Source organism: Rhodococcus sp. P1Y (assembly GCF_003641205.1).
Taxonomy (GTDB): domain Bacteria; phylum Actinomycetota; class Actinomycetes; order Mycobacteriales; family Mycobacteriaceae; genus Rhodococcoides.
Map to the genome: position 1 here is coordinate 2589682 of NZ_CP032762.1, position 21201 is coordinate 2610882.

General features: G+C 63.5%; 18 protein-coding genes. 10 read left to right on the forward strand and 8 right to left on the reverse strand.

Features of this window, described 5'->3' with window-relative positions:
* Nucleotides 1–100 precede the first annotated feature (100 nt).
* Together D8W71_RS12205 and D8W71_RS12210 are read left to right on the forward strand one after the other, a co-directional pair.
* Nucleotides 101–1006 (forward strand): AurF N-oxygenase family protein, encoded by a 906-nt coding sequence (locus D8W71_RS12205; RefSeq protein WP_121113823.1) that lies wholly within the window; start codon nucleotides 101–103, stop codon nucleotides 1004–1006.
* Between the two features lie 36 nt (nucleotides 1007–1042).
* Entirely contained in the window at nucleotides 1043–2500 is a 1458-nt protein-coding gene (locus D8W71_RS12210; RefSeq protein WP_121113825.1) for an FAD-dependent oxidoreductase, read from the forward strand.
* 17 nt (nucleotides 2501–2517) lie between these two features.
* Here D8W71_RS12210 and car read toward each other — a convergent pair whose 3' ends face one another.
* Nucleotides 2518–5997 carry a carboxylic acid reductase gene (gene car, locus D8W71_RS12215; protein WP_201265329.1) on the reverse strand — a complete coding sequence of 1160 codons (3480 nt, stop codon included), beginning with the start codon at nucleotides 5995–5997 and terminating at the stop codon, nucleotides 2518–2520.
* A 149-nt stretch (nucleotides 5998–6146) separates the two neighbouring features.
* On the reverse strand, nucleotides 6147–7070 hold the full coding sequence (locus D8W71_RS12220; protein ID WP_161965460.1) for a DAPG hydrolase family protein: 924 nt from the start codon (nucleotides 7068–7070) through the stop codon (nucleotides 6147–6149).
* A gap of 115 nt (nucleotides 7071–7185) precedes the next feature.
* Here D8W71_RS12220 and D8W71_RS12225 point away from each other — a divergent pair, with 115 nt between their 5' ends.
* From D8W71_RS12225 to D8W71_RS12240, 4 genes are all read left to right on the forward strand, one after another.
* Nucleotides 7186–7743, forward strand: a complete 558-nt coding sequence (locus D8W71_RS12225) for a TetR/AcrR family transcriptional regulator (protein WP_121113829.1) — start codon at nucleotides 7186–7188, stop codon at nucleotides 7741–7743.
* A gap of 65 nt (nucleotides 7744–7808) precedes the next feature.
* Nucleotides 7809–8423: an isopentenyl-diphosphate Delta-isomerase gene (gene idi / locus D8W71_RS12230; protein WP_121113831.1), complete on the forward strand. Its 615-nt coding sequence runs from the start codon at nucleotides 7809–7811 to the stop codon at nucleotides 8421–8423.
* A gap of 123 nt (nucleotides 8424–8546) precedes the next feature.
* Nucleotides 8547–9215: a ScbR family autoregulator-binding transcription factor gene (locus D8W71_RS12235; protein WP_121119045.1), complete on the forward strand. Its 669-nt coding sequence runs from the start codon at nucleotides 8547–8549 to the stop codon at nucleotides 9213–9215.
* Between the two features lie 10 nt (nucleotides 9216–9225).
* Nucleotides 9226–10977 carry an acyl-CoA dehydrogenase gene (locus D8W71_RS12240; RefSeq protein ID WP_121113833.1) on the forward strand — a complete coding sequence of 584 codons (1752 nt, stop codon included), beginning with the start codon at nucleotides 9226–9228 and terminating at the stop codon, nucleotides 10975–10977.
* A 3-nt stretch (nucleotides 10978–10980) separates the two neighbouring features.
* On the opposite strand, the gene glgX is transcribed toward D8W71_RS12240, so the two are convergent.
* On the reverse strand, nucleotides 10981–13008 hold the full coding sequence (glgX, locus tag D8W71_RS12245) for a glycogen debranching protein GlgX (protein WP_121113835.1): 2028 nt from the start codon (nucleotides 13006–13008) through the stop codon (nucleotides 10981–10983).
* 72 nt (nucleotides 13009–13080) lie between these two features.
* On the opposite strand from glgX, the gene D8W71_RS12250 reads away from it, so the two are divergent.
* Nucleotides 13081–13275 carry a hypothetical protein gene (locus D8W71_RS12250; protein ID WP_121113837.1) on the forward strand — a complete coding sequence of 65 codons (195 nt, stop codon included), beginning with the start codon at nucleotides 13081–13083 and terminating at the stop codon, nucleotides 13273–13275.
* 6 nt (nucleotides 13276–13281) lie between these two features.
* On the opposite strand, the gene D8W71_RS12255 is transcribed toward D8W71_RS12250, so the two are convergent.
* From D8W71_RS12255 to D8W71_RS12275, 5 genes are read right to left on the reverse strand one after another with little or no spacing between them, the layout of a single operon-like run.
* On the reverse strand, nucleotides 13282–13773 hold the full coding sequence (locus tag D8W71_RS12255; protein WP_236077857.1) for a GNAT family N-acetyltransferase: 492 nt from the start codon (nucleotides 13771–13773) through the stop codon (nucleotides 13282–13284).
* Nucleotides 13774–14625: a glycosyltransferase family 2 protein gene (locus D8W71_RS12260; protein WP_121113842.1), complete on the reverse strand. Its 852-nt coding sequence runs from the start codon at nucleotides 14623–14625 to the stop codon at nucleotides 13774–13776.
* Nucleotides 14622–15611 (reverse strand): glycosyltransferase, encoded by a 990-nt coding sequence (locus D8W71_RS12265; protein ID WP_121113844.1) that lies wholly within the window; start codon nucleotides 15609–15611, stop codon nucleotides 14622–14624. The genes D8W71_RS12260 and D8W71_RS12265 overlap by 4 nt, the downstream gene beginning before the upstream one ends.
* Nucleotides 15608–16687 (reverse strand): glycosyltransferase family 4 protein, encoded by a 1080-nt coding sequence (locus tag D8W71_RS12270; protein ID WP_121113846.1) that lies wholly within the window; start codon nucleotides 16685–16687, stop codon nucleotides 15608–15610. Before D8W71_RS12270 ends, D8W71_RS12265 begins: the two co-directional genes overlap by 4 nt.
* Entirely contained in the window at nucleotides 16684–17793 is a 1110-nt protein-coding gene (locus D8W71_RS12275) for a hypothetical protein (RefSeq protein ID WP_236077858.1), read from the reverse strand. The genes D8W71_RS12270 and D8W71_RS12275 overlap by 4 nt, the downstream gene beginning before the upstream one ends.
* A gap of 77 nt (nucleotides 17794–17870) precedes the next feature.
* Here D8W71_RS12275 and D8W71_RS12280 point away from each other — a divergent pair, with 77 nt between their 5' ends.
* The 3 genes from D8W71_RS12280 to D8W71_RS12290 are packed head-to-tail and all read left to right on the forward strand — an operon-like array spanning nucleotide 17871 to nucleotide 21177.
* Nucleotides 17871–18791: a WcbI family polysaccharide biosynthesis putative acetyltransferase gene (locus D8W71_RS12280; protein WP_121113848.1), complete on the forward strand. Its 921-nt coding sequence runs from the start codon at nucleotides 17871–17873 to the stop codon at nucleotides 18789–18791.
* A complete protein-coding gene (locus tag D8W71_RS12285) occupies nucleotides 18788–19813 on the forward strand; it encodes a hypothetical protein (protein WP_121113850.1) in 1026 nt (341 codons plus the stop codon). The genes D8W71_RS12280 and D8W71_RS12285 overlap by 4 nt, the downstream gene beginning before the upstream one ends.
* Nucleotides 19810–21177: a glycosyltransferase gene (locus D8W71_RS12290; RefSeq protein WP_121119049.1), complete on the forward strand. Its 1368-nt coding sequence runs from the start codon at nucleotides 19810–19812 to the stop codon at nucleotides 21175–21177. The genes D8W71_RS12285 and D8W71_RS12290 overlap by 4 nt, the downstream gene beginning before the upstream one ends.
* Nucleotides 21178–21201 lie beyond the last annotated feature (24 nt).

Genomic DNA, 21201 nt, shown 5'->3' on the forward strand with positions numbered 1-21201 from the left:
GACGCCGACGGATTCCGGCGAAGAGGTGCCTGTGATGAAAAGTAACTGGTATTGTCAGTTACACATAACGTCTTCACTGTCGACGGAGGGATGGAAGCACATGACCGCATCCACAGCAACGACCAGCATTCTCGATGCCGAGGACGTCTCGGCGCGTTTGCTCGATTCGGCTGCGCAGCTCTCGTACGACCCGTCCGAGGAAGTGGCGTGGGACGAGGATCTCGATCCGAAGCTCTACGGCCTCAATCCGGAGTGGAGCACGCTGTACGGAACCGACCTGTGGAACGAGATGACCGAGGATCAGCGCATCCTGCTCACGCGCCACGAGGTCTGCTCGATCATGAGCACAGGCATCTGGTTCGAGATGATTCTCCAGCAGATGGTGCTTCGCGATCAGTACTGCCAGGACTCGTCCGACTCCGACTTTCAGTTCGCGCTCACCGAAATCGCCGACGAATGCCGCCATTCGATCATGTTCGCTCGCGCGTGCACGAAGATGGGCATCAAGGCTTACCTGCCGCGGCGCATGAGCATCGAACTGGGCCGCGGTTTCAAGGCGCTCGCCTCCGCCGAGGCCGCCTACGGCGGAATTCTCGTTGCCGAGGAGGTTCTCGACGTCATGCAGCGTGACTGGATGCGCGGCGAGAACGTCCTTCCGCTGGTTCGCACGACGAGCAAGATTCACGTCGTCGAAGAATCGCGTCACATGACCTTCGCTCGCGCGCAGATGCGTGAACGCATTCAGGGCAAGAGCGTCGGGCGCCGCAAGGCCAGTGCTCTAGTCGTCGCAATCGCCGCGCGGATCATCGTGTCGAACATGGTGAACAAAGGTGTCTACGAGGCGGCAGGCTTGGACGTCGACCGCGCTGTTCGGGAGGCGAAGAACAACGCTCACCATCACATGATGATGCGGACGTCGAGCGAGCATTTGATGGCGTTCCTGCACGATTGCGGGCTGGTCACGAAGCCGGCCGAGGCGATCTACAAGCGCCTCCACATGCTGTGATCTCTGCTTCTCGACACGAAAGTACGGAGATCTGACGTGGCGTTCGCCATCACCCAGAACTGCTGCAACGACGCGTCGTGCCTGTCGGTGTGCCCGGTCAACTGCATCCACCCGACGCCCGACGAGCCGGATTTCGGCAAGACCGAACTCCTCTACATCGATCCTCGTAGTTGCATCGATTGCGGCGCATGCGCCGACGCGTGCCCAGTCGATGCGATCACCAGGGTCTCGAGGCTGACCGGCGATCAGGCGATCTACGCCGACATCAACGCCGACTACTATCGGGATCGACCCTCGGTGGCGGAGTGGGGCGCACCGAAATTTCCACCGGCGTCGATCAACAGCATGCCGCGTTTCGACGTCGCCATTGTCGGCACCGGACCCGCCGCGTGTTACGCCGCGCAGGCGTTGCTCCGCGTCCCGAGCAGCCGAATCACGTTCTACGACAGGCTGGCTGTTCCCGGTGGTCTCGCGCGTTTCGGCGTCGCGCCGGACCACGTGGGTACCCGAAGAATCGGTGAACACTTCCGCAGCGTGTTCGTGCACCCTCGGGTGACGATGAAGCTAGGCGTCGACATCGGCACCGACATCACGCACGATGATCTGGGCCGCCGATTCGATGCAGTCGTTTATGGCACGGGTGCCGACAACGACCGTCCCCTCGACATTCCCGGTATCGACCTCCCCGGATCTCTCAGCGCCAGAACCCTTGTGGGCTGGTACACCGGCCATCCCGATGTGTCCGCCGATGCCATCGATCTCAGCGATGTTCGGCGCGTGACCATCATCGGCAACGGCAACGTCGCACTCGATGCGGCTCGCATCCTCACCGCGGATCCCGCCGACCTCGTCGGTACCGACATCTCGCCGCACGCTCTTGCCGCCCTTCGGGGGAGCGCGGTGACCGAGGTCGTCGTCGCAGCACGCCGGGGACCTGAGTTCGCGGCGTTCACCAGATCGGAAGCTCAGGCTCTCGTGAACAGGCGCGGTGTCGATGTCGCTGTGAGCGGCCCGGCCGAGGCACTCTCAGCGATCGACGAACTCCCTATCTCGGCTCCCGGGTCGGCGCTGCAGGGTGTTGCGAGCGTGGACGATGCAGTCCCGGGCACCGCGCGGCGCGTCGTGTTCAGCTTCGGTCGTGCCCCTGTGCGGCTGAACGGTTCCCCCCGCGTCGACTCGGTCGAGTTCTCCGACGGAACAACGGCGGAGTCGGACCTCGTGCTGCTGGCCATCGGATACCGCGGTACGCCCTCGCCGGGAATGCCGTTCAACGAGGTCCTCGGGGCGATCCGCAATGTCGACGGCCGTGTCGTGGCCGAAGACGGTGAGCCGATGGCGCGACGCTACGTAGTCGGGTGGGCCAAACGCGGAGCGACCGGTGGCATCGGCGACAACAAGGTCGACGCCGAGGAAACCGTCGACGCACTGCTGCAGGATATTGCTGCGAACCCTCCCGAGCCGAAGAAACGTTTGTCGCGGCTGCGCACTCGGTAGAACAACATCGTCGGCACTCAAGCGGGAGCGAGCAGCCCCAGCTGTTCGAGATCACTCAGGTACTTCGCGATCAATGCGCGATCGAGGTGCGGAATATCGTCACCCTCTTCGGCGACCGCGGCACGGAACGCTTCCGCGGGAAGGTGAGCGCCTGCGGCTGGATAGTCCGGCTGCTCGTACGCGTGCAGCAGCGGCAACAACGAGCGAGATCTCTGTGATTCCGGCAGATCGTCGATCGCAGAGGAGAATCGGGTGAACCACTCGTCGTAGTCGTCGATCCGTTCGATGGTGCGACCCGACTCGATCATCCAGTCGACGAACGTGTCCAGGGAGATTCCGTCGTCGTGCGGGTTGAGCACGTCGAAGGTGCTGTACCCCGCAGTGACGTCGCCGCCGAGGGCCGTGATTGCAGCGGCGCTGAAATCGGCAGGAAGCCCGTCGTAGTGAGCACGGGGTCGTCCGGCTGCATCCAACGGCGCGCCGGTATCGGTGCGGTAGAAGCTTCGAGGTGCGATTCCGGTTGCAGCCACCGACAACACCAGTCGAGTGAACACATCCGGCACGTTCAACTGGCCGGTCCAGGTGCTGTGCGCGAGGATCATGTCCGAGCGGAAGACCGTGACCGGAAGACCGAACTCTTCGAATGCGTTGCGAAGCAACACTTCTCCGGCCCACTTCGATGTTCCGTACCCGTTGGCGTACGACTCGTCGACGCTTCGCGACGGACTCTCGACGCGGATGTCGCCGTCCTCTACGAAGTTCTCGACGCCCGCTGCGACCGCCACCGTGGACAGGTAGGTCACCGGCTTGAGATGGTTCGTGGTCGCGAGCCGGATTATTTCGGCGGTGCCGACTACATTCGGGCCGAACATGTGCTGGTAGGGAAGCGCGTGGTTGACCAGGGCCGCGGGGTGGACGATGCGGTCGACCCGCGATGCAAGTGATGTCCAGGTCGAGTCGGCGAGACCCAGCCTGGCCTCGCCGATGTCTCCTGCGACGACTTCGAGGGCCGAGTCTGCGAGATGGAAGTATCGAGCGGACAATTTGTCGTCGCCGGAGTCGAACGCAGCATCCAGACGGGCTCGCGCGTCTTCCGTGTCCCGGCCGCGGACCAGGCAGATCACGGTGCCGCCGACATCGGCCATGCGCTGAAGCCAGTCCAAGCACAAGAAGCGTCCCAGGTATCCGTTGGCGCCGGTCAACAGGACGGTGCGAGTGTGTGCGTGAGGCTCCGATGCGTTCTGCGCTGTTGCATAAGCATCGGCGTCCAGGAACGCATCGAGCGTGAGATCCGTTGCGCGGACTTCGCCTGCGCCCTTTCCGTGCACCGAATCGAACGTCACCGTGTCCGCGTCGGAACCCAGGCGGGCCGTGATGTGATCGGCGATGGCGCGGAGATCGGTCGACGGCCCGGTGACGATGCCCACCGGCACCTCGACGTCGAAGATGTCGCGCAGCAGGTTGGAGAACGTCAACGCGGACAACGAATCTCCACCGAGATCGGCGAATCGGGCGTCCGGGTTGACGTCGCTACCTGCGCACCCGAGAAGAGCCTGCGCCGACTCCGAGACCGTTTTCAGGACCGGAGCGTCCGGACCGAGGCGACGCAGTTCGCGGAGACGATCGGTCTGCGAATTCTCGAGTTCGGCGTATCGGGTCTCGAGCTTCGAGCCGTAGCGTTCGATCAGTTTGGGACGCAACTGCTTTCCGGCACCGGACAGCAGACCGTTCTCCTGTGAGAACGGCTCGGAGTCAACGATTACCTCGCGTGGAATTTCGTACGACTCGAGCCCCTCGTCACGTGCGATTGCCTGCAGTGACGACAGGACGGATCCAGCGTCGCGCGCTGCGGGAGCGGGCACGACGACGGCGAGCAGATAGGCCCTCTGACTGTTGCCGTACACGAAGATTTGATCGACGAGTTCGCTCGTTCCGAACAGTGCCTCCAGCCGGGCGAGCGCAACGAACTCGCCCTGCGCGAGCTTGAGTACATTCTTGCGTCGGTCGACATACGCGAGATGGTCGGGTGCGAGCTCGGCCACGACGTCGCCGGTGCGGTAGAAGCCATCGGCGTCGAACATCTCGGCGGTGACCTCGGGACGCTTGTAGTAGCCCGGTGTGATCGATTCCGTTTTGAGCAGTAGCTCCCCGCGAGGGTGCGGTGTATCGCTGATGAAGTATCCGAGTTCGGGAACGTCGGCGAGCTTGTACTCGAGCACCGGGGGCCGCCTGACGACGCCGTCGTGCAACACCATTCCAGCCTCGGTCGATCCGTAGTTGTCCTGGACCTGCGTATCGAGCATCTCTGCGACGAAATCCTTCACCTCGGGGGCGATCGGCGCAGTACCGACCACCGCAGCGAGGATGCGTCCGCCGAAGGTATCGGTGCGGAACTCGGTGAGAACTTGCTCGCGGACGGTCTGGGGATCGGCACCTCCGTCGAGGCGAAAGTCGATCTCGGCGAGGGCGTTGTGGCGAATCATCTCGCACACACGAGGGATCAGCAGAGCAAGGGTGGGCCGCGTCAGGGAGAAGTCCTCGAACAAGGTCGAGAGGTCACTGGAGCCGGCGAAATTCACTGTGCCACCTGCTGCGAGCGTCGAGAACACCAGACCGCGGCCGGCGAGGTGGCTCATCGGCAGGTAGTCGAGTGCCACGACCGGAAATCCCGGTTCCGTGTCCTCCGACGAACCGGTGCTGTGCCAGGCGCCGGTCCAGGTGCCGGACACGATACGTTCGGTGTGTATGGCGCCCTTGGGAGTTCCAGTGCTGCCCGAGGTGTAGATCAGAGTGGCGAGGCGCTCGGGATCGGAGGACTCGACGAGTGGAAACTCGGACTGCTCTCGACCCCGCGCAACGCAATCTGCCAGGGGCTCGACAATGACGCCCACCCCTTGCGCGGCGGCAAGCCGCTGACTGTCGAGGTCTACGCGAGCGTCGTGATTCAGCACTACGATCCTGCGTACGGATGGGCACCCCTGCGCGACTTCGACTGCCACGGAAAGGTTCTCACTGTCTGCGGCGATGATGCTCGGCGCCGCCTCGGCGACGATGTCAGTGAGCTGACGTGCGCTCGCACCTGCTTGCAGCGGCACGGCGACGGCGCCGAGTCGTACGGTTGCGAGTTCGGCGACCACATAGTCGACGCCTGCGAAACCGAGGGTCGCAAAGAATTCGCCGGGTTCGACAGCGTTCTCGCCACTACGCAGAGCTGCGGCCAGCGCGCCTGCCTGCTCCCAGATCTCCGCGTACGTGACTGTGTCCATGCGTGGCAGCAGTCGGACCTCGCCGTCGACGACATCGCGCGCACGCTGTCCGAGCGCGGGTCGATCGGCGTACCCGGTCATGATCTCGGCGACGACGCGAGAGAGGTTCGTTGTGTGGGCCAAGGCTGCGTCGGCGACAGCGGGATCCGGCTCGGCTGCGCGAAACTGCTCGTCGGTGCTGTGCAGGTCGGCAAAGCGACGCGTGAGTGTGGTGTCCGTGGCAGAAGTCATGCGTGAAAGTCCCCTCCGTGAGCCGGTAGTCATTTCCTTACCTAAAGTAAGGATATGCCCCTCGGGGGGTGACGCAATCGTGACACTGCTCATAGTCCGACTTGTCCGTTAGATCCTGAAAATTACTGTGCCAATGGACTATTCGCTGGTCAGGACGAGAACTCCGCATGTAGTTCCGGAAGGAAACCGGCCAAGTGGTTCATCTCTTGTCCGCAGTGCAACATCAAATCTCTCGCCAGGTCGAGTCCGAGAACGAGGTCCGTCGGATCGATCGACGGGCCTCTGCTCACGGCGCAGGCCGCTTCTCGCAGATTGGGAACGTGCATACCTCGCATGTTCAGGTAGAACCGACTGCGCATTTCGCATCCTTCGGGCGTCGGACGCACCTGATGGGCGAGCCAGCCGAGATCGACGGGAGCGATGCTGCTCCCGACGCGGCCGAGTACCACGGTGTGTTCCGCAGGGATGTCGAAGCCGTGCTGGACGGGATCGCGAAACTCGATCGCGAGTTGCTGAAGTTTGGGGCCGACGTACTCGTCGACGTAGGTCGTGTTGCCGATGTACTTCGCCCTGTCCGGAATCGCAGCGGCTGTGCGGTCGTCGCGAAGCGACGCGTGAAGATGTGCGTCGGGATGCCACAGCTTGTACCGGGCGGGCTCGGTGGAATGCCACCCGAACCACCAGTCCCACATCGTCGCGGTCACCCGCGGCATGTCCGTCTTGACGGCGGCGAACACAACTCCGTCGGGTAGTCGGCCGAAACCGGTTTCGACGGGTGAGTATCCGGAAGCGGCCAAATCTGCCGTCACGGCATCGAAGGTCGGGATGGTCGCGGGGTCGATCGGGCCTGCGGCGTACGCGTCGAGAACAGGCCGCGGAGCGCGGGCAGTGCTCGCGGCCATGAAACGTGCGTAGGGGCGCGCAAAGTCCTCGGGTCGGTAGCCCTGGTACCGCGCTGCGCACGACTGTGCGAACGGTTGTGCGGTCGCTCGTCCGCGCGAGCCGAAGGCGGCTGCGAACACCGAGACCCCGGCTGCACCCAAAAACGTCCGGCGATTCTTGATCCACGTCATCGATCGGCCCCAGGTCTCAACATCTGTTGAGGATATGCCGGACGTGAAACTTCGGTCAAGGCCCAGGGGGACCTTTCAGCTCAGTTCCACTGCCCGAAGTCGTTAGGCTCGGACAATGGAACTGAGCCGAAAGGGCGCTCTGGCCGCAGCCGCAGTGACCGTGCTGGCCGAGAAAGGGCCACGCGGACTGACTCACCGAGCTGTCGACGCGGCCGCCGGTCTCAAGCCGGGGGCGGTGAACTATCACGCGCCCAGTCGAACCGACCTGCTGACATTGGCGCTTCGTGAGGTGTTCGTTCGCGACTTGGCCACAGCTGCGAAGCACTTCTCACTGGAGGAGTGGTCGCACGAAGTGGTCGTCGATGCCGTGGTCGGTTTCGTCACGGACATGTGTTCCGAGTCCAATCGAGCCCGCGTGATTGCGAGGCATCACTTGCAGGGTGAGTCTTTGACACATCCAGTGTTGCGTGAGACCTTCGACGAGCAGTTGGGGGCGTTCGTGCAGATGGTTCGTGACGGGAAAGCTGCAGCGGGGGTTGCGTCCACCCCGGCAACCGCAGAACTCTTCGCCCTTTCGGTCGACGGTCTGTTGCGCAGGCAGGTGATGATCGGCAACCGGCCGCTGCGGGGTGAGGACGTGCGCGAGATCGCGGCGATTGTGGCGTCGCAGTAGTCCGTATCCGAACGACGAAGACCATCGAAGGTTTGCAGGGCCGAGAAGTCTGGGAACATGGACATATGTCCACCACTTCGCCGATGGTCACCGAATACGTCGTTCTCGTCGACGACGAGGGACGCGCGGTCGGTACGTCGCCCAAAGCCACCGTTCACACCGACCGGACTCCGTTGCACCTCGCCTTCTCCTGTTATGTCTTCGACTCTCGGGGAAACGTCCTGATCACGCAACGCGCCGGTCACAAGAAGACGTGGCCCTCGGTGACGACGAACAGCTGCTGCGGGCACCCCGCGCCCGACGAGGATCTGGGCAAGGCTGTCGTGCGCAGGGTGAACCAGGAGTTGGGGATTGTCGTCGAGGCAATGCGGTTGCTGCTGCCGGACTTTCGGTATCGAGCCGTGATGGACGACGGAACCGTGGAGAACGAGCTGTGTCCCGTGTTCGGCGCCCTGTACGACGGCCCCGCCCCCGTCCCCAATCCCGACGAGGTCTCGCGTGCCGAGTGGATTCCCTGGGCGGAGTTCGTTCGGTTCGTGGACGAAGGCGGGGCGGTGTCGCCATGGTGCAGAGAGCAGCTACCGCACTTGCGGGCGCTCGGTGACGAGCCGTCCCAGTGGCAGACAGGACGACCCGAGGACCTTCCTGAGGCGGCTCGATATCTTCTCGACCAGGCCTGACCGCCCAGCCGGGCTGCTCGCCGTCATTCGAACAACCGACGGCGAGAAGATATGATTGACCAGTGCACTACATGCAGAGGGCGTCGAATGGGACGAAACGGGTAGAACGATCGGGCGGTGCTCATGCAGCAACGCGCTGAGAACACCCGTCAGGCCGTCCTGTTGGGTGCGGCGGTCAGCTTCGAGAAGTTTGGTTACGGGACCGCAAGCTTGTCGACGATTCTCGCCCACGCCGGGGTGACCAAAGGGGCGATGTACTTCCACTACGCGTCCAAGGAAGAACTGGCGCACGCCGTCATCGACGCGCAGCACCAGATGGCCATGGACGGCGCGCTTGCGATCGACTCCCAGGTGTCGGTGGCCCTCGACGCCCTGATCTACGTAAGTCAGGAGATGGCGCGTCAGCTGGTGGAGGAGCCCATCGCTCGCGGAGGCATGCGGTTGACGCTCGAGATCGGCAGTATCCAAGGACCGGTCCAGCGGCCCTATGTCGACTGGATCGAATCGATCACTGCTCTCGCGAAACGGGCAGGCACAGAAGGCGACCTCGCCGAGGGTGTCGACGCCGAGGCGTTGGCGCGGTTCGTCGTCGGTGCGTTCACCGGCGTGCAGACTCTGTCCCAGGTTCTCCACGGACGCGACGACCTCTACGATCGCTTGTCCGAAATGTGGACTCTGCTCCTACCGGCCGTGGTCGCACCGCATGCTCTCGAACGTGCCGTCGGACTGGCCAGGTGCGCACCGCGAACGTGGAGCGTGGCTCGCTCGACCGCTCTCGAGGCAAGCGCCTAGTCTGGATTTCATGACCGAAGTACTGTCCCGTCGCGACCTCGATTTTCTGCTCTACGAGTGGCTGGACGTGGAGTCGCTGACGTCCGATGCGCGCTTCGCCGAGCATTCGAAGGAGACGTTCGACGCCGTCCTCGACCTGTGTGCCGATATCGCGCACAAGCACTTCGAACCGCACAACAAGCTCTCGGACGCCACCGAGCCGCGCATGCGACCCGACGGGACCGTCCAGATGATCCCGGAGGTCAAGGCGGCGCTCGACATCTACGCAGGCGCAGGTCTGATCGCAGGCCAGTTCGACGAGAGCCTTGGCGGCATGCAGTTGCCGACGACCGTGGCCAGAGCAGCGATGGCGTGGTTTCAAGCGGCAAATGCGTCGACCTCGTCGTATCCGTTCCTCACGATGGCCAACGCCAACCTGATCGCCACGTACGGCACCCCGTCGCAGATCGACGATTACGTCCGGCCCATGCTCGAAGGTCGCTGGTTCGGCACCATGTGTCTGTCCGAGCCGCAGGCGGGTTCGTCCCTCGCCGACATCACCACGCGAGCGGTGAAGCAGGACGACGACAGCTACCGCATCACCGGAACGAAGATGTGGATTTCGGGAGGCGATCACGAACTGACCGAGAACATCGTGCATCTCGTTCTCGCCAAAGCCGCAGGCGGGGGCGCGGGAGTCAAAGGGATTTCGCTGTTCGTCGTACCGAAGGTGCTGCCCGACGGAACCCGAAACGACGTCACCCTCGTCGGGCTCAATCACAAGATGGGCAACCGGGGTACTACGAACACGTTGCTGAACTTCGGTGACGGAACGCACTGCGTGGCAGGCGAATCGGGTGCAGTGGGGTACCTTGTCGGCGAGGAGCATCGCGGGCTGTCCTACATGTTCCATATGATGAACGAAGCGCGCATCGGGGTAGGTTTCCTTGCGATCTCGCTCGGCTACGTCGGATACCTCAAGTCGCTCGAGTACGCGAAGGTTCGAACGCAGGGTCGCCCACTCGGAGCGAAAGATCCGTCCTCGGCGCCGGTGGCCCTGATCGAACACGCCGACATCAAGCGCATGCTCCTGGCACAGAAGTCCTACGTCGAGGGGGCGTTGGCGCTCGGGCTCTACTGCTCGAAACTCGTGGACGAGCAGGAGAACACGCTGCTGCTCGATCTGCTGACACCCATCGCGAAGAGCTGGCCGTCGCAGTGGTGTCTCGAAGCGAACAGTCTCGCGATCCAGATCCACGGCGGATACGGATACACCCGCGACTACGACGTCGAACAGTATTACCGGGACAACAGGCTCAACCCGATTCACGAGGGTACGCACGGCATTCAAGGGTTGGACTTGCTCGGCCGCAAGGTGACGATGCAGGGTGGTGCCGCTCTCGGGCTGCTGGACGCTCGTTTGTCCGAGACTGTCCGTCGGGCGCGCGACATCGGCGGCGACACTGCAGCATTCGCAGAGCAATTGGAGTCGTCGTGGAGACGAATCGTCGATGTCACGGCGGCGCTGTGGTCGACGGGGGATCCGGCGCTCGCGCTCGCGAACTCCACTGTCTACCTGGAAGCGTTCGGACACATCGTCATTGCGTGGATGTGGCTCGAACAGCTCACAGCCGTGGACTCCAAGAGTGGAGACTTCTACGACGGCAAGCGTCAGGCAGCCAAGTACTTCTTCGTTTACGAGCTACCCAAGGTGACGCCGCAACTCGATCTGTTGTCGAGCCTGGACCGAACCACGCTGGACATGGATCCAGCGTGGTTCTAGCCGTCAGCGCATCAGCAAGGTGAACGAGTGTTCTCGTACGAGAATTGTCTTACCTGACTTCTCGTAGGCCTGGTCCGGATCGCTCGAGAGCACCTGCTGCCAGTCCGCGCCGGGCAGCGTGAACTCGACTGTGCCACCGGAGCTGTTCACCAGCCAACCGAAGGTCGACTCGTCGTCCACCGACGCGAGCTCGACCAGCAGCGACAGCGCGGCGCCGTCGGACCAGTCCTCGTCGGTCAGTTTCGCGCCGTCCGCACGGTAGAAATCGACGTAGGTGTCGGCGTCGGAGTCGCTGTCGTGCCGGAACCACGTCGGCCGAAGGGCCGAGTGCTCGCGTCGGAGATCGATGAGATCGGCGGTGAACTGCCGGAGATCCTGATCGGCGTCGTCCCAGTGGAACCAGGACAGCTCGTTGTCCTGGCAGTAGGCATTGTTGTTCCCGTTCTGAGTGCGGCCGATCTCGTCACCACCGAGGATCATCGGAACCCCGGCCGACAGCAGCAGGGTGGCGAGGTGGTTGCGTTGCTGCCGCGCACGCAGAGCGCGTATTCCTTCGTCCTCGGTCGGGCCCTCGGCGCCGCCGCCCCACGATCGGTTGTCGGATTCACCGTCCTCGTTGTTCTCGCCGTTCGCATCGTTGTGCTTGTCGTCGTAACTGTTCAGATCCGCGAGAGTGAACCCATCGTGAGCGGTGACGAAGTTGACGCTGGCCAACGTCGGTCGGCGGGTGCTCTCGTAGACGTCCGGGCTGCCGGTGATCCGCTGCGCGAAGGCCCCGAGTGAGCCGACCTCACCGCGCCAGAAGTCGCGAACGTCGTCGCGGAACTTGCCGTTCCATTCCGACCACCGAGCCGGAAATCCGCCGACCTGGTACCCATGGGTGTCCCAGGGCTCGGCGATGAGCTTGACCGACGCCAGCGTCGGATCCTGGTGCACCAGATCGAGAAACGCGCTGTGCTTGTCGAGATCCGAGTCCTGGCGAGTCAGCGTGCTGGCAAGGTCGAATCGGAAACCGTCGACGTGCATCTCGGTGACCCAGTAGCGCAACGAGTCCATGATCAACGCCAAAGCCGCCGGGTGACCGACGTTGACGCTGTTGCCGGTCCCCGTCGTGTCGAAGTAGGAGCCCCTGTCGTCCTCGACCAACCGGTAGTAGGAGCGGTTGTCGATTCCCTTGAACGACAACGTCGGTCCCAGGTGATTGCCCTCGGCAGTGTGGTTGTAGACGACGTCGAGGATGACTTCGATGCCCGCGGCGTGAAGCGCCTTGACCATCGACTTGAATTCGTCGACCTGACCACCGGTATCACCGGCGCTGCTGTACTCGCCGTGCGGAGCGAGGAAACCGATGGAGTTGTAACCCCAGTAGTTACGGCGCCCCTCCTCGAGCAGATGCGAATCCTGGACGAACTGGTGGATGGGCATAAGCTCGACGGCCGTGACACCGAGATCGGTCAGAGACCGTATTGCCGCGGGATGTGCAAGGCCCGCGTACGTACCTCGGATGTTCTCGTCGACTCCCGGATGGAGCGCAGTGAACCCCTTGACATGGACCTCGTAGACAACGCTTTCTGAAAGAGGGATTCGAGGCGGAGTGTCGGTACCCCAATCGAACTCGGAGTATGTGACCACCGATCGAGGCATGGAGTCGGCGGAATCGGCCTCGTTGAGCGTCTCCGGTTCGTCGTGCAGATGGGAGAAGACCGACTCGTTCCAGTCGACCGATCCGGTTATCGCGCGAGCATAAGGATCGAGAAGGAGCTTGTTCGCGTTGTGACGCAGCCCTTCTGCGGGGTTCCAGGGTCCGTCGACCCTGAAGCCGTAGGTCGAGCCGCCACGCATGCCATCGACGAATCCGTGAAAGACGTGTCCAGTTCGGTCACGCAACACTGTCGACGACGCCTCGGCGCCATCGTCGTCGAAGACGACGACCGTGACGACATCGGCGGTCTCGGAGTACACCGCGACGTTGGCTCTGCCGTTCGGCAGCAGCGAAACTCCAAGAGGATAAGGGGTGCTCACTTCGGTCATTGCTGGTCATTACCCCGCGGAAGGGGCAGCAAACACGTTTGGGAACACCCCGGTGTCGGGTACGGCACACACATGGCTGATTACAGAGTTCTCAACCCGACAGGCGACGTCGTCGCGACCAAGAACATCGACAGCGCCGAGGATGCGTACACATGGTTCATCGACGAGAAAGCCGACAACTCCGAACTGGGGTGGCGCCTCGAAGTCGACCACGACGGTGACTGGGCTTTCGTCGATGACACCGAGGGCAATTCGGCCAGCAAGTAGGTCCGATTACCGCTGGTTCGTCTGATTCCTGATCAGGGGGACCAGCGGTACCCCGTTGTCGATTTTCTCGTCCCCACATTGAACGAATCCATGGGCCAGATACATGTCCACGAGATAGCTCGGTGAATCGATTCGGCATGGGGCCTCGCCCACGTCCGCCAGAGCCGCCTGAAGTAACCGTGTGGTGTGGCCATGGCCACGGTCAGAACGCCGCGTGCACAAATGTCCGAGCCTGAAGGTGCTCGAGTGTCCTTCCGATTCCTCCAGCAATCGCACGGTCCCGATCACCTCGCCGTCACGTTCCAGCCAGAAATGGCGCGTCGACGCAAGCAGATCGAATCCATCCAGCTCGGGGTAGAACAGTGCCTGTTCTACGACGAACACCTCGACACGCAGCTTCAAGAGCGCGTACAGACGGTCGGTGGCGAGGTCGGGTGCCCATGCTCTGGTGAGAGTGGGTGGACGCGTAGCAACACCGTTCATGGGTAGCGTTGTCATCTAGGGCGTTTCCTCCGTGTTCGCTTTATTGTCCAGTATTCGTATACCCGCAGGTTCCGAGTTCACCCGTTCTATCAAACCGCGGCGTTCGAACTCGTCGAGCCAGCCCGTCATCGGCCAGCGGTTCCAACGGCGATGAAACACTGTCGAATTGCGCACTATGTCGACCAGATGCTCGACGGGCGGTGACGACACGGGGTGATGAAGGTGATAGGCATGGGCCCCGCCGACCCACCTCACACCGATTCCCGACGCCTGTGCCACGGCCGCGAAGTCGGTGTCCTCGCCGCCGTAGCCGTGGTAGCCCTCGTGAAACCCGCCGATCGTGCGCCACGTGCTCGGGGTGACGGCGAACGACAGTGACCAGAACAGGTCGTAATCGGTACCGACGATCACGGCGCCGTCGTCCGGGTTGGGGCGCGCCGGGTGTGGATCGGTTGCCGAGCGCAGTTGCGCTGCGCTCCAACCTGAGTCGTTGGGCGGCAAATACGTCACCGGCCCACACAGCAGGGTGCCGTCGTGTCGGTCGGTGGCCGCGGCGTAACGGGTCAGCATGTGTTCGCCGGGGGTGCAGTCGACGTCGAGAAATACGAGCAAGTCGGCGCCCCGCTCGATTGCAGTGCCGGCGCCGAGGTTTCGGGCCCTCGCGAGCGGCAACGACCGCTCCGTTCGGTCGAGATACATGACCTCGGCGTCGCTGTCCGCTGCGTCGACGACTCCGCGGATCCCGTCGTCGCCCATCGACACCACCACGTGTTTACAGGCTTTCAGCGAAGACCGAGCTAGACCTTCGATCTGTGCGGTCAGGTGGTCGTGACGACCCGCGACCACAGTGATCACCGCGATCTTCATCGGTTTGCCGTATCGACGAGCGCCTGTGCCGCGCGAAGTGCTGCGCGTGTCGGACGAAGTCGATCCCATGCTCTCGTGTCGAGTGCCCGCGCGCGCGGCAGCAACGCTGCCCAGTCCTGTGGGCTCGGCCACTGCGGGGCCAGGACGGCCGCGCCCGCGGCCTCCAGTGCTCGGGCGGTCGCGTGCTGTTCGTGAAATGGACGTTGCTGGGGAACGACGACAGCCGACCCACCGGCGCACGCGCAGTCCGCAATTGCGTTCTGGCCGGCGTGGGTGACGACCACCGTTGCCGAACACAGTGCGGGCCATACGTCGTCCATCCAGGAGGCTTCGTCGAGACCTGCTGCACGCCAATGATAGTGGGGGTTCGCAGTGTGGGCGGCGGCGATGTCCGCGGTGGTCAGTGAAGTCCCGCCTGCGCCGCCGAGGACGAGCACCGTGGGCTCGGCTGGCAACGGTTCCTTCGGACGACCGTCGAAGCGGCTGATCGCCCCGACGTACCAGGTTTTGGACGAATACGGATGCAGCCAGCTGGGATCGTAGAAGCCCTGTGACCACGGCGCAATGATCGTCGTGGCCGCCCGGTACGCAAGCTGATGAGGATCGTCGGTTCGTTCACCCGGCATGGCCATTACCGTGACCTTCACGCCGAGCAAACGGACGAACAATACGACCTCCACGGAGACGTCGACGACGAACACACTCGGCCGCTCCCTAGCGATCCAGTCGGCGATGGCGGCCATGCGGTCGGTGAGCCCTCGGACGCCGACCGGTGCCCAGTGAACGATGCCGCCCGCGGTGTGATCGGACGGCGCTTCGGTGTCGCTGTCGTCGGTGTCGAGTGGGAGCGTTATCCACTCCACCTCGCTGTGCGCCGGTCGCCGACTCGACGACAGCACGGTGACGGGCTCGTCGAGCGCGGCTGCGATCGATGTCGCCCGCGTGACGTGACCGGAACCGTGGTGATGTGCGTAGTACCCGATCACGCGGCCACGTCCAGCACCATCGATCGGTAAAGCCCCAGATACTGCTCGACCATTCGGGTCTCGGAACAGACCGATTCCGCACGGGCCCGCGCGTCGACGCGAGAGAGCTCGGCCGCTTCGAGAATCGCTCGCGCCAGATCCTGCACGTCGTCCGCATCCGCGAGCCGACCGGACGATCGATCGACGATCTCGGGGATTCCGCCGCGCGCGAATGCGGCAACCGGGGTGCCGCACGACAATGCCTCGGCGACGACGAGACCGTACGGTTCCTCCCAGACTGGAGTTACGAGCGCGACTGCGGAAGCGCCTACGAGGGTGGCCAACTCCTGCTGGCGAAGATGGCCCGCATACGTGACGTTCCCTCCCAATCTCGGGGCGACCTCGGCGTCGAAATACGCGGTGTTCGAGATCGGTCCTGCCAGTACGAGAGAAATTCCGGCGAGCCGGGCCGCATCGATGGCTAGGTGCGGGCCTTTCTCCGGAACCAGGCGGCCAGACCACACTGCGCGGTCGCCGCCCGGGCCCGAGGGCCAGCGATCGAGTGAGATGCCGTTGAGGACGACGTTGATGTCGCCCACCACGGGCGCCCACTGTCGCGCGGCGTGTGCACTGACAGCCGCGAACTCGGAGGCCGTGCTCCGCGAGACCGCGATCGCCGATTCCAACCACGCGAACGGGGGTGTGTGAAGTGTGGTCAGCATCGGGGTGTGGACGGTGCGCGACATCGCGATCGGCAGGTAGTGCAGGCTGTGGTTGTGGATCACGTCGAACTCGTCGCGGCGTTCACCCGCGAGCTCGAGCATCACCGACAGGTAGGCATGGTGCTCGCTCACAGCCAGTGCAGGCGTGGTGATGTCGGCCTTCGATACAGCACTCAACTCCAAGCGCGCGACCGTGAGTACGTTCTGCGCGACGTCGATTGTCGAGCCCTCGGCGGCGAACAGGGTCACTGAGTGTCCGCGTTCGGTCAGAGCTCTTGCCAACTGGCCGATGTGAGCTTCCATGCCGCCCGCATACGGCTCGGCGACAGGAAAATTGGACGATCCGAGTAAGGCGATCCGCAAGTTCTCGGTCATGGCTGCGATCCGGCCGTGACTGCCACGCGGGCGAGCGCGCGTGCATAGATCTCGTGGTGCGCCGAGGCAAGTGCGTTTCGCTCGTGCTCCCTGGCGTCCCTGCTCGCGGTCGGTTGCCGGGCACGATCGGAGTAGCTCGCCCGGATCGCGGACGCCAGGGAAGTCGGGTCGAATCTTCCGTCTCCGAAATCGAATGTGCGGCAGGGTCGCTGATCGGCGAAGTAGCCGCAGTCCGGAGCGATCACCGCGGTCCCGACGTCGTAACACGCCTCGAGCCAGCCCGAGTGCGTGCCGAACCGATAGGGGAGTATCGACACGTCGATCTCGCGCAGGTATTGCCACAATTGTTCGTCGTCGAATCGTGGATGAATTCGAACGTCGACACCTGGCATCGCTCGATAGCGCTCCAACTCCGTCCAGGTTCCCGCCGTACCCTCAGTGCCTTCGTCGATGTCGATCCGTACGCGGGCATCGGGAAACCCGAGCGTCGTGTCCACTACCGAATCGAGAACGGCGAAAGGGTCGAGGTTCGCACGGAGGCTTTTGAGGTGCACTCCGACGACGAAGGTCGACGACGACGCACGCTTCGCGCCGATTTGATCGAGCGGTACGACGTGCGGATGGGGCAGCACGACCGCGCGTCGATCCCACCTGGCTGCGATCTCCTGCGCAGCTCCGTCGGTCAAGGTGATCACCTCGGCGGCCGCAGGTACGAGAACGTCCAGATGCGCGAGGTGCGTCGAGTTGTCGACGAAATGTGGATTGTGCAGATCGTGAACGGTCAGCACCAAGGGCTTGCCCGCCGTCCCGAGAATTCGCACGATGTCCTCGAGGTCTGCGACAGCCATGGCGTCGAACCCGAAATGCACATGTAGTACGTCGAACTGGTCGATGTGGGCAACCAACCATTCCGGGTCGAGCCAGCGCGGTGGCCACCAACGACTGGTGCCTTCTGCTCCCGGCGGCACCGGATCGGGCAGCCTGATGACCGATTCCGATCCGCCGACGGCATCGAGGTGCGCAACGTACGCATGACCGGTCGGAACCGATGCGACAGTGACCGGGCGCCGGCTCGGATCGGGGATGATCGAGTAGGAATTGATCAATCGAGGGTTCCTTTGCAGCGCGAGGGGCTATACGGGGGTGTGGTCGACCCGGCCCGGCTGCTCGAGAGGGGGAATTGATGTCTGCGGAGACACTCGAATACTACAGCGAGCAGCGCAGGCTGCATTACGGCGAGTTCTACGGACTCGCTCGGTCGGCCGATGACCGGCCGATCTGCCTCGTATGGGGAAACTGTCAGGCAGAGGCGCTCCGGATCGTGTTGTCGAGCGCGGAGGATCTGCCGTATCGAACGATGCGCGTTCCCCCGGTACACGAACTGGAAATCGGAGACCTCGAGTACGTCGAACGCGCGGTGGACGCGGCAGCGGTGCTGGTATCGCAACCGATCCGCGCTGGTTACCGCGGGCTTCCGATCGGAACGTCCGACATGTTGGCGAGGTCGAATTCACCGTCGACTTCCATCGTGTGGCCAGTCGTTCGGTACGGCGGCCTCTACCCGTTCCAGGTCATCGTTCGGCATCCGTCGAATCCGTCGGCAGTGCCACCCGGTGTGCCCTACCACGATCTACGAACGATTCTCGGCGCCTGGGACAAGGGTGTTTCCGCGGCCGCTGTGCGTGCCGCAGCCGAGTGGAGTATCGACGAACTCGCCAGGCGAGAGCGCGAACACTGCGACATCGGAGTCTCGGACACGCTCGCTTCGTTCGGAGCACGTGCGGCGCACACGATCAACCATCCGGGGAACGAGGTACTTCTCGAACTCGGCCGACGAATCCTGGAGCGTCTCGGTTGCTCGAACCCTGTGCCGCCGCAACGAGAATTGTTGGGAATGATCCGTGCGCCGCTGGAGGACGGGGTCATCGACGCACTGAGGCTCGATGCGCAGGTGCGCGAGACATGGACGGTGGACGGCGCACCGGTCGGCCAGGAGTGGATTCGAAAGGTTCAAACGCGCTGGTACGCAGAGCATCCCGAGTTCGTCGACGCGGCGGTCGCGCGTTACGGTGACCTGATCGACATTCTCGGTCTGACCGTATGACTCTGCCCGACACCAGCCCTGCGGTGGGACATCTTGTCGTCGGACCGAACACGCATGGCGTCGTCAGGTACGCGCTCGACGTAGCGGAGGCGCTGACGAATCTGGGTGAAGCGCATTCCGTCGCCCGGATGGATGCGCCCGACGCGGACGTTCCCGAATCGATGCGTCGCTGCGAGTGGATCCACATGCACGTCACGGATCGCTTGTTCGGACGTTCTCCGGCAGACGCGACCGAGGCGATACGCCGAATATCGAACCGGCTTGCCAGGCCCGTGTCGGTGACGATGCATGACATCCCTCAGCCTTCCGACGGTGGGTCGATGGCCGCCCGTGCAGCGTTCTATCGGTCGGTTGCCTCAGTCGCGGCCGGACTCGTAGTGTCGAGTCGCCACGAGGCAGTGTTGCTCGCCGAACACGTCGACGCTCGGTTGAACCCGGAGATCGTCCCGCTCGCCATCGAGAGTCATACGTACGAGAGACCGACGGCGTGGAGCGAACCGACGGTGGGAGTACTCGGATTCGTCTACCCGGGCAAGGGTCACATAGAGACCGCACGTGCGCTTCGGGATATGCCGCAGTCGGTGGCATTTCTTGCTCTCGGAGCGCCGTCACCGGGCCACGAGTATCTGATCGACGAACTTCGCGAGGAGGCTCGAAGATCAGGACGACGCTGTGAGACAACGGGTTTTCTTACCAACGAGGAGCTGCGTCGAAGGATCGCCGGTGTCACCGTACCTGTGGCGTATCACCGCCACATGTCCGCATCGGGGTCCATCAACACCTGGATCGGTTCCGGCCGAAAGCCGCTCGTGCCGAAGACGTCGTACACAGTCGAACTCGATGCGCGATCACCCGGATCGGTCTTGTTCCACGAAGACGACGAGACGTCGCTGCGGGAAGCGATAGCCGAATGCCTCGCGGAGCCGTCCAGGACGTGGCGTGAGGTCGACATCGAACCGGTACCGTCGCCCGCCGACGTTGCGCTGCAGTATTCGACACTGTTTCGAAGGTGGGCGAGATGATGCTGCGTGACGGGCGCTCGGTGGTGCCCGACAATCGCTTCGACCTTGCACCGGAGCCTGCTGGGCTGCCGACGGTCAGTGTCGTGATTCCGTACTACGACCAGCCGCGACAGCTCGATCTCGTGCTCGCTGCCCTGACATTGCAGGACTATCCGCCGGAGAAGATCGACGTAGTCGTTGCCGACGACGGCTCGGCGGTGCCGCCCGCGCTAGGTCCGTGGACCCCGCGGCTCGACGTGTCTTCGGTTCGCCAGGAGGACGAGGGGTTCCGCGCTGCCGCGGCACGAAATCTTGGCGCCGCGGCGTCCGTCGGAACGATTCTGTGTTTCCTGGACGCCGACACCGTGCCCGCTCCGGACTACCTACGCCGAGCTGTCAGGCTGCCCTCGGTGCTTCCCGACGCGCTGGTGGTCGGACGCCGGAAGCACACAGACCTGTCCGAGTTCACGCCGACATCGCTGCGCCGGTGGATGGCCGACGCTGTACTCCGACAGGATTCGAACGAGAACGAACCGTCCTGGTTGGTCGACGGTTACCGCCGGACCGACAATCTGCTTTTCCCGGGATGGGACGGATACAAATACATCATCAGTGCGGTGCTGACCTGCAGTCGTGAATTGTTCGACGATGTAGGCGGTTTCGACTCTTCGTTCACGAGTTACGGTGGTGAGGACTGGGAGTTCGCGAACAGGGCGTTCATGATGGGAGCCGTGTTCGCACACGAACCCGATGCTGTTGCCTGGCACGACGGACCCGATTGGGGCGAGCGAGACGTCGCACGCAGGACCGAGCAGAAGAACGGCGAGGCCCTCGCGCTGGCGCCGCTGATCACCGATCCTGCGGCTCGGATGGCGGGTTTGCGGTATCGCGTACCCGACGTCGCGGTAACGGTGTCGGTCGATGGACACTCGCCTGCATCGCTGACGAGCACCGTCGCCTCGATACTTCGGCAGGGCGACTGCGCAGTGTGGCTGGTCGGCGAAGACGCGGAAGCCGTTCACGGCCGGCTGGGGGTGTGGGACTCACGCATTCGAATCGGTCGGCCGGACGAGTCGATACTCGGTCGAGCCCGATTTTCGATCGACGTCGTGGGCCGCGTGCGCTTCGCGGACGAATCGCTGAACAAGATGGAAGACCTACTCGGGCCGGGCCGAGCGGGCGGCGTCGTCGTCGAGTTCGAAGTGTCGTCCGGTGCGTCGGTGACGGTCTGGACCTCGCGGGCGATTCATCGCGCACGACGGTGGGTGAGCTACTCGGACTTCGACGACAGCGATCTTCGCACCGCGTTGTTCGGTGTTCGGCACGTCGGCACCGTCGACCTGGGTCTGACGGTCGTCGCCGACGAACCGTGGTTGAGCTGGTAGCACATAGAATGAGACTCCTGTCAC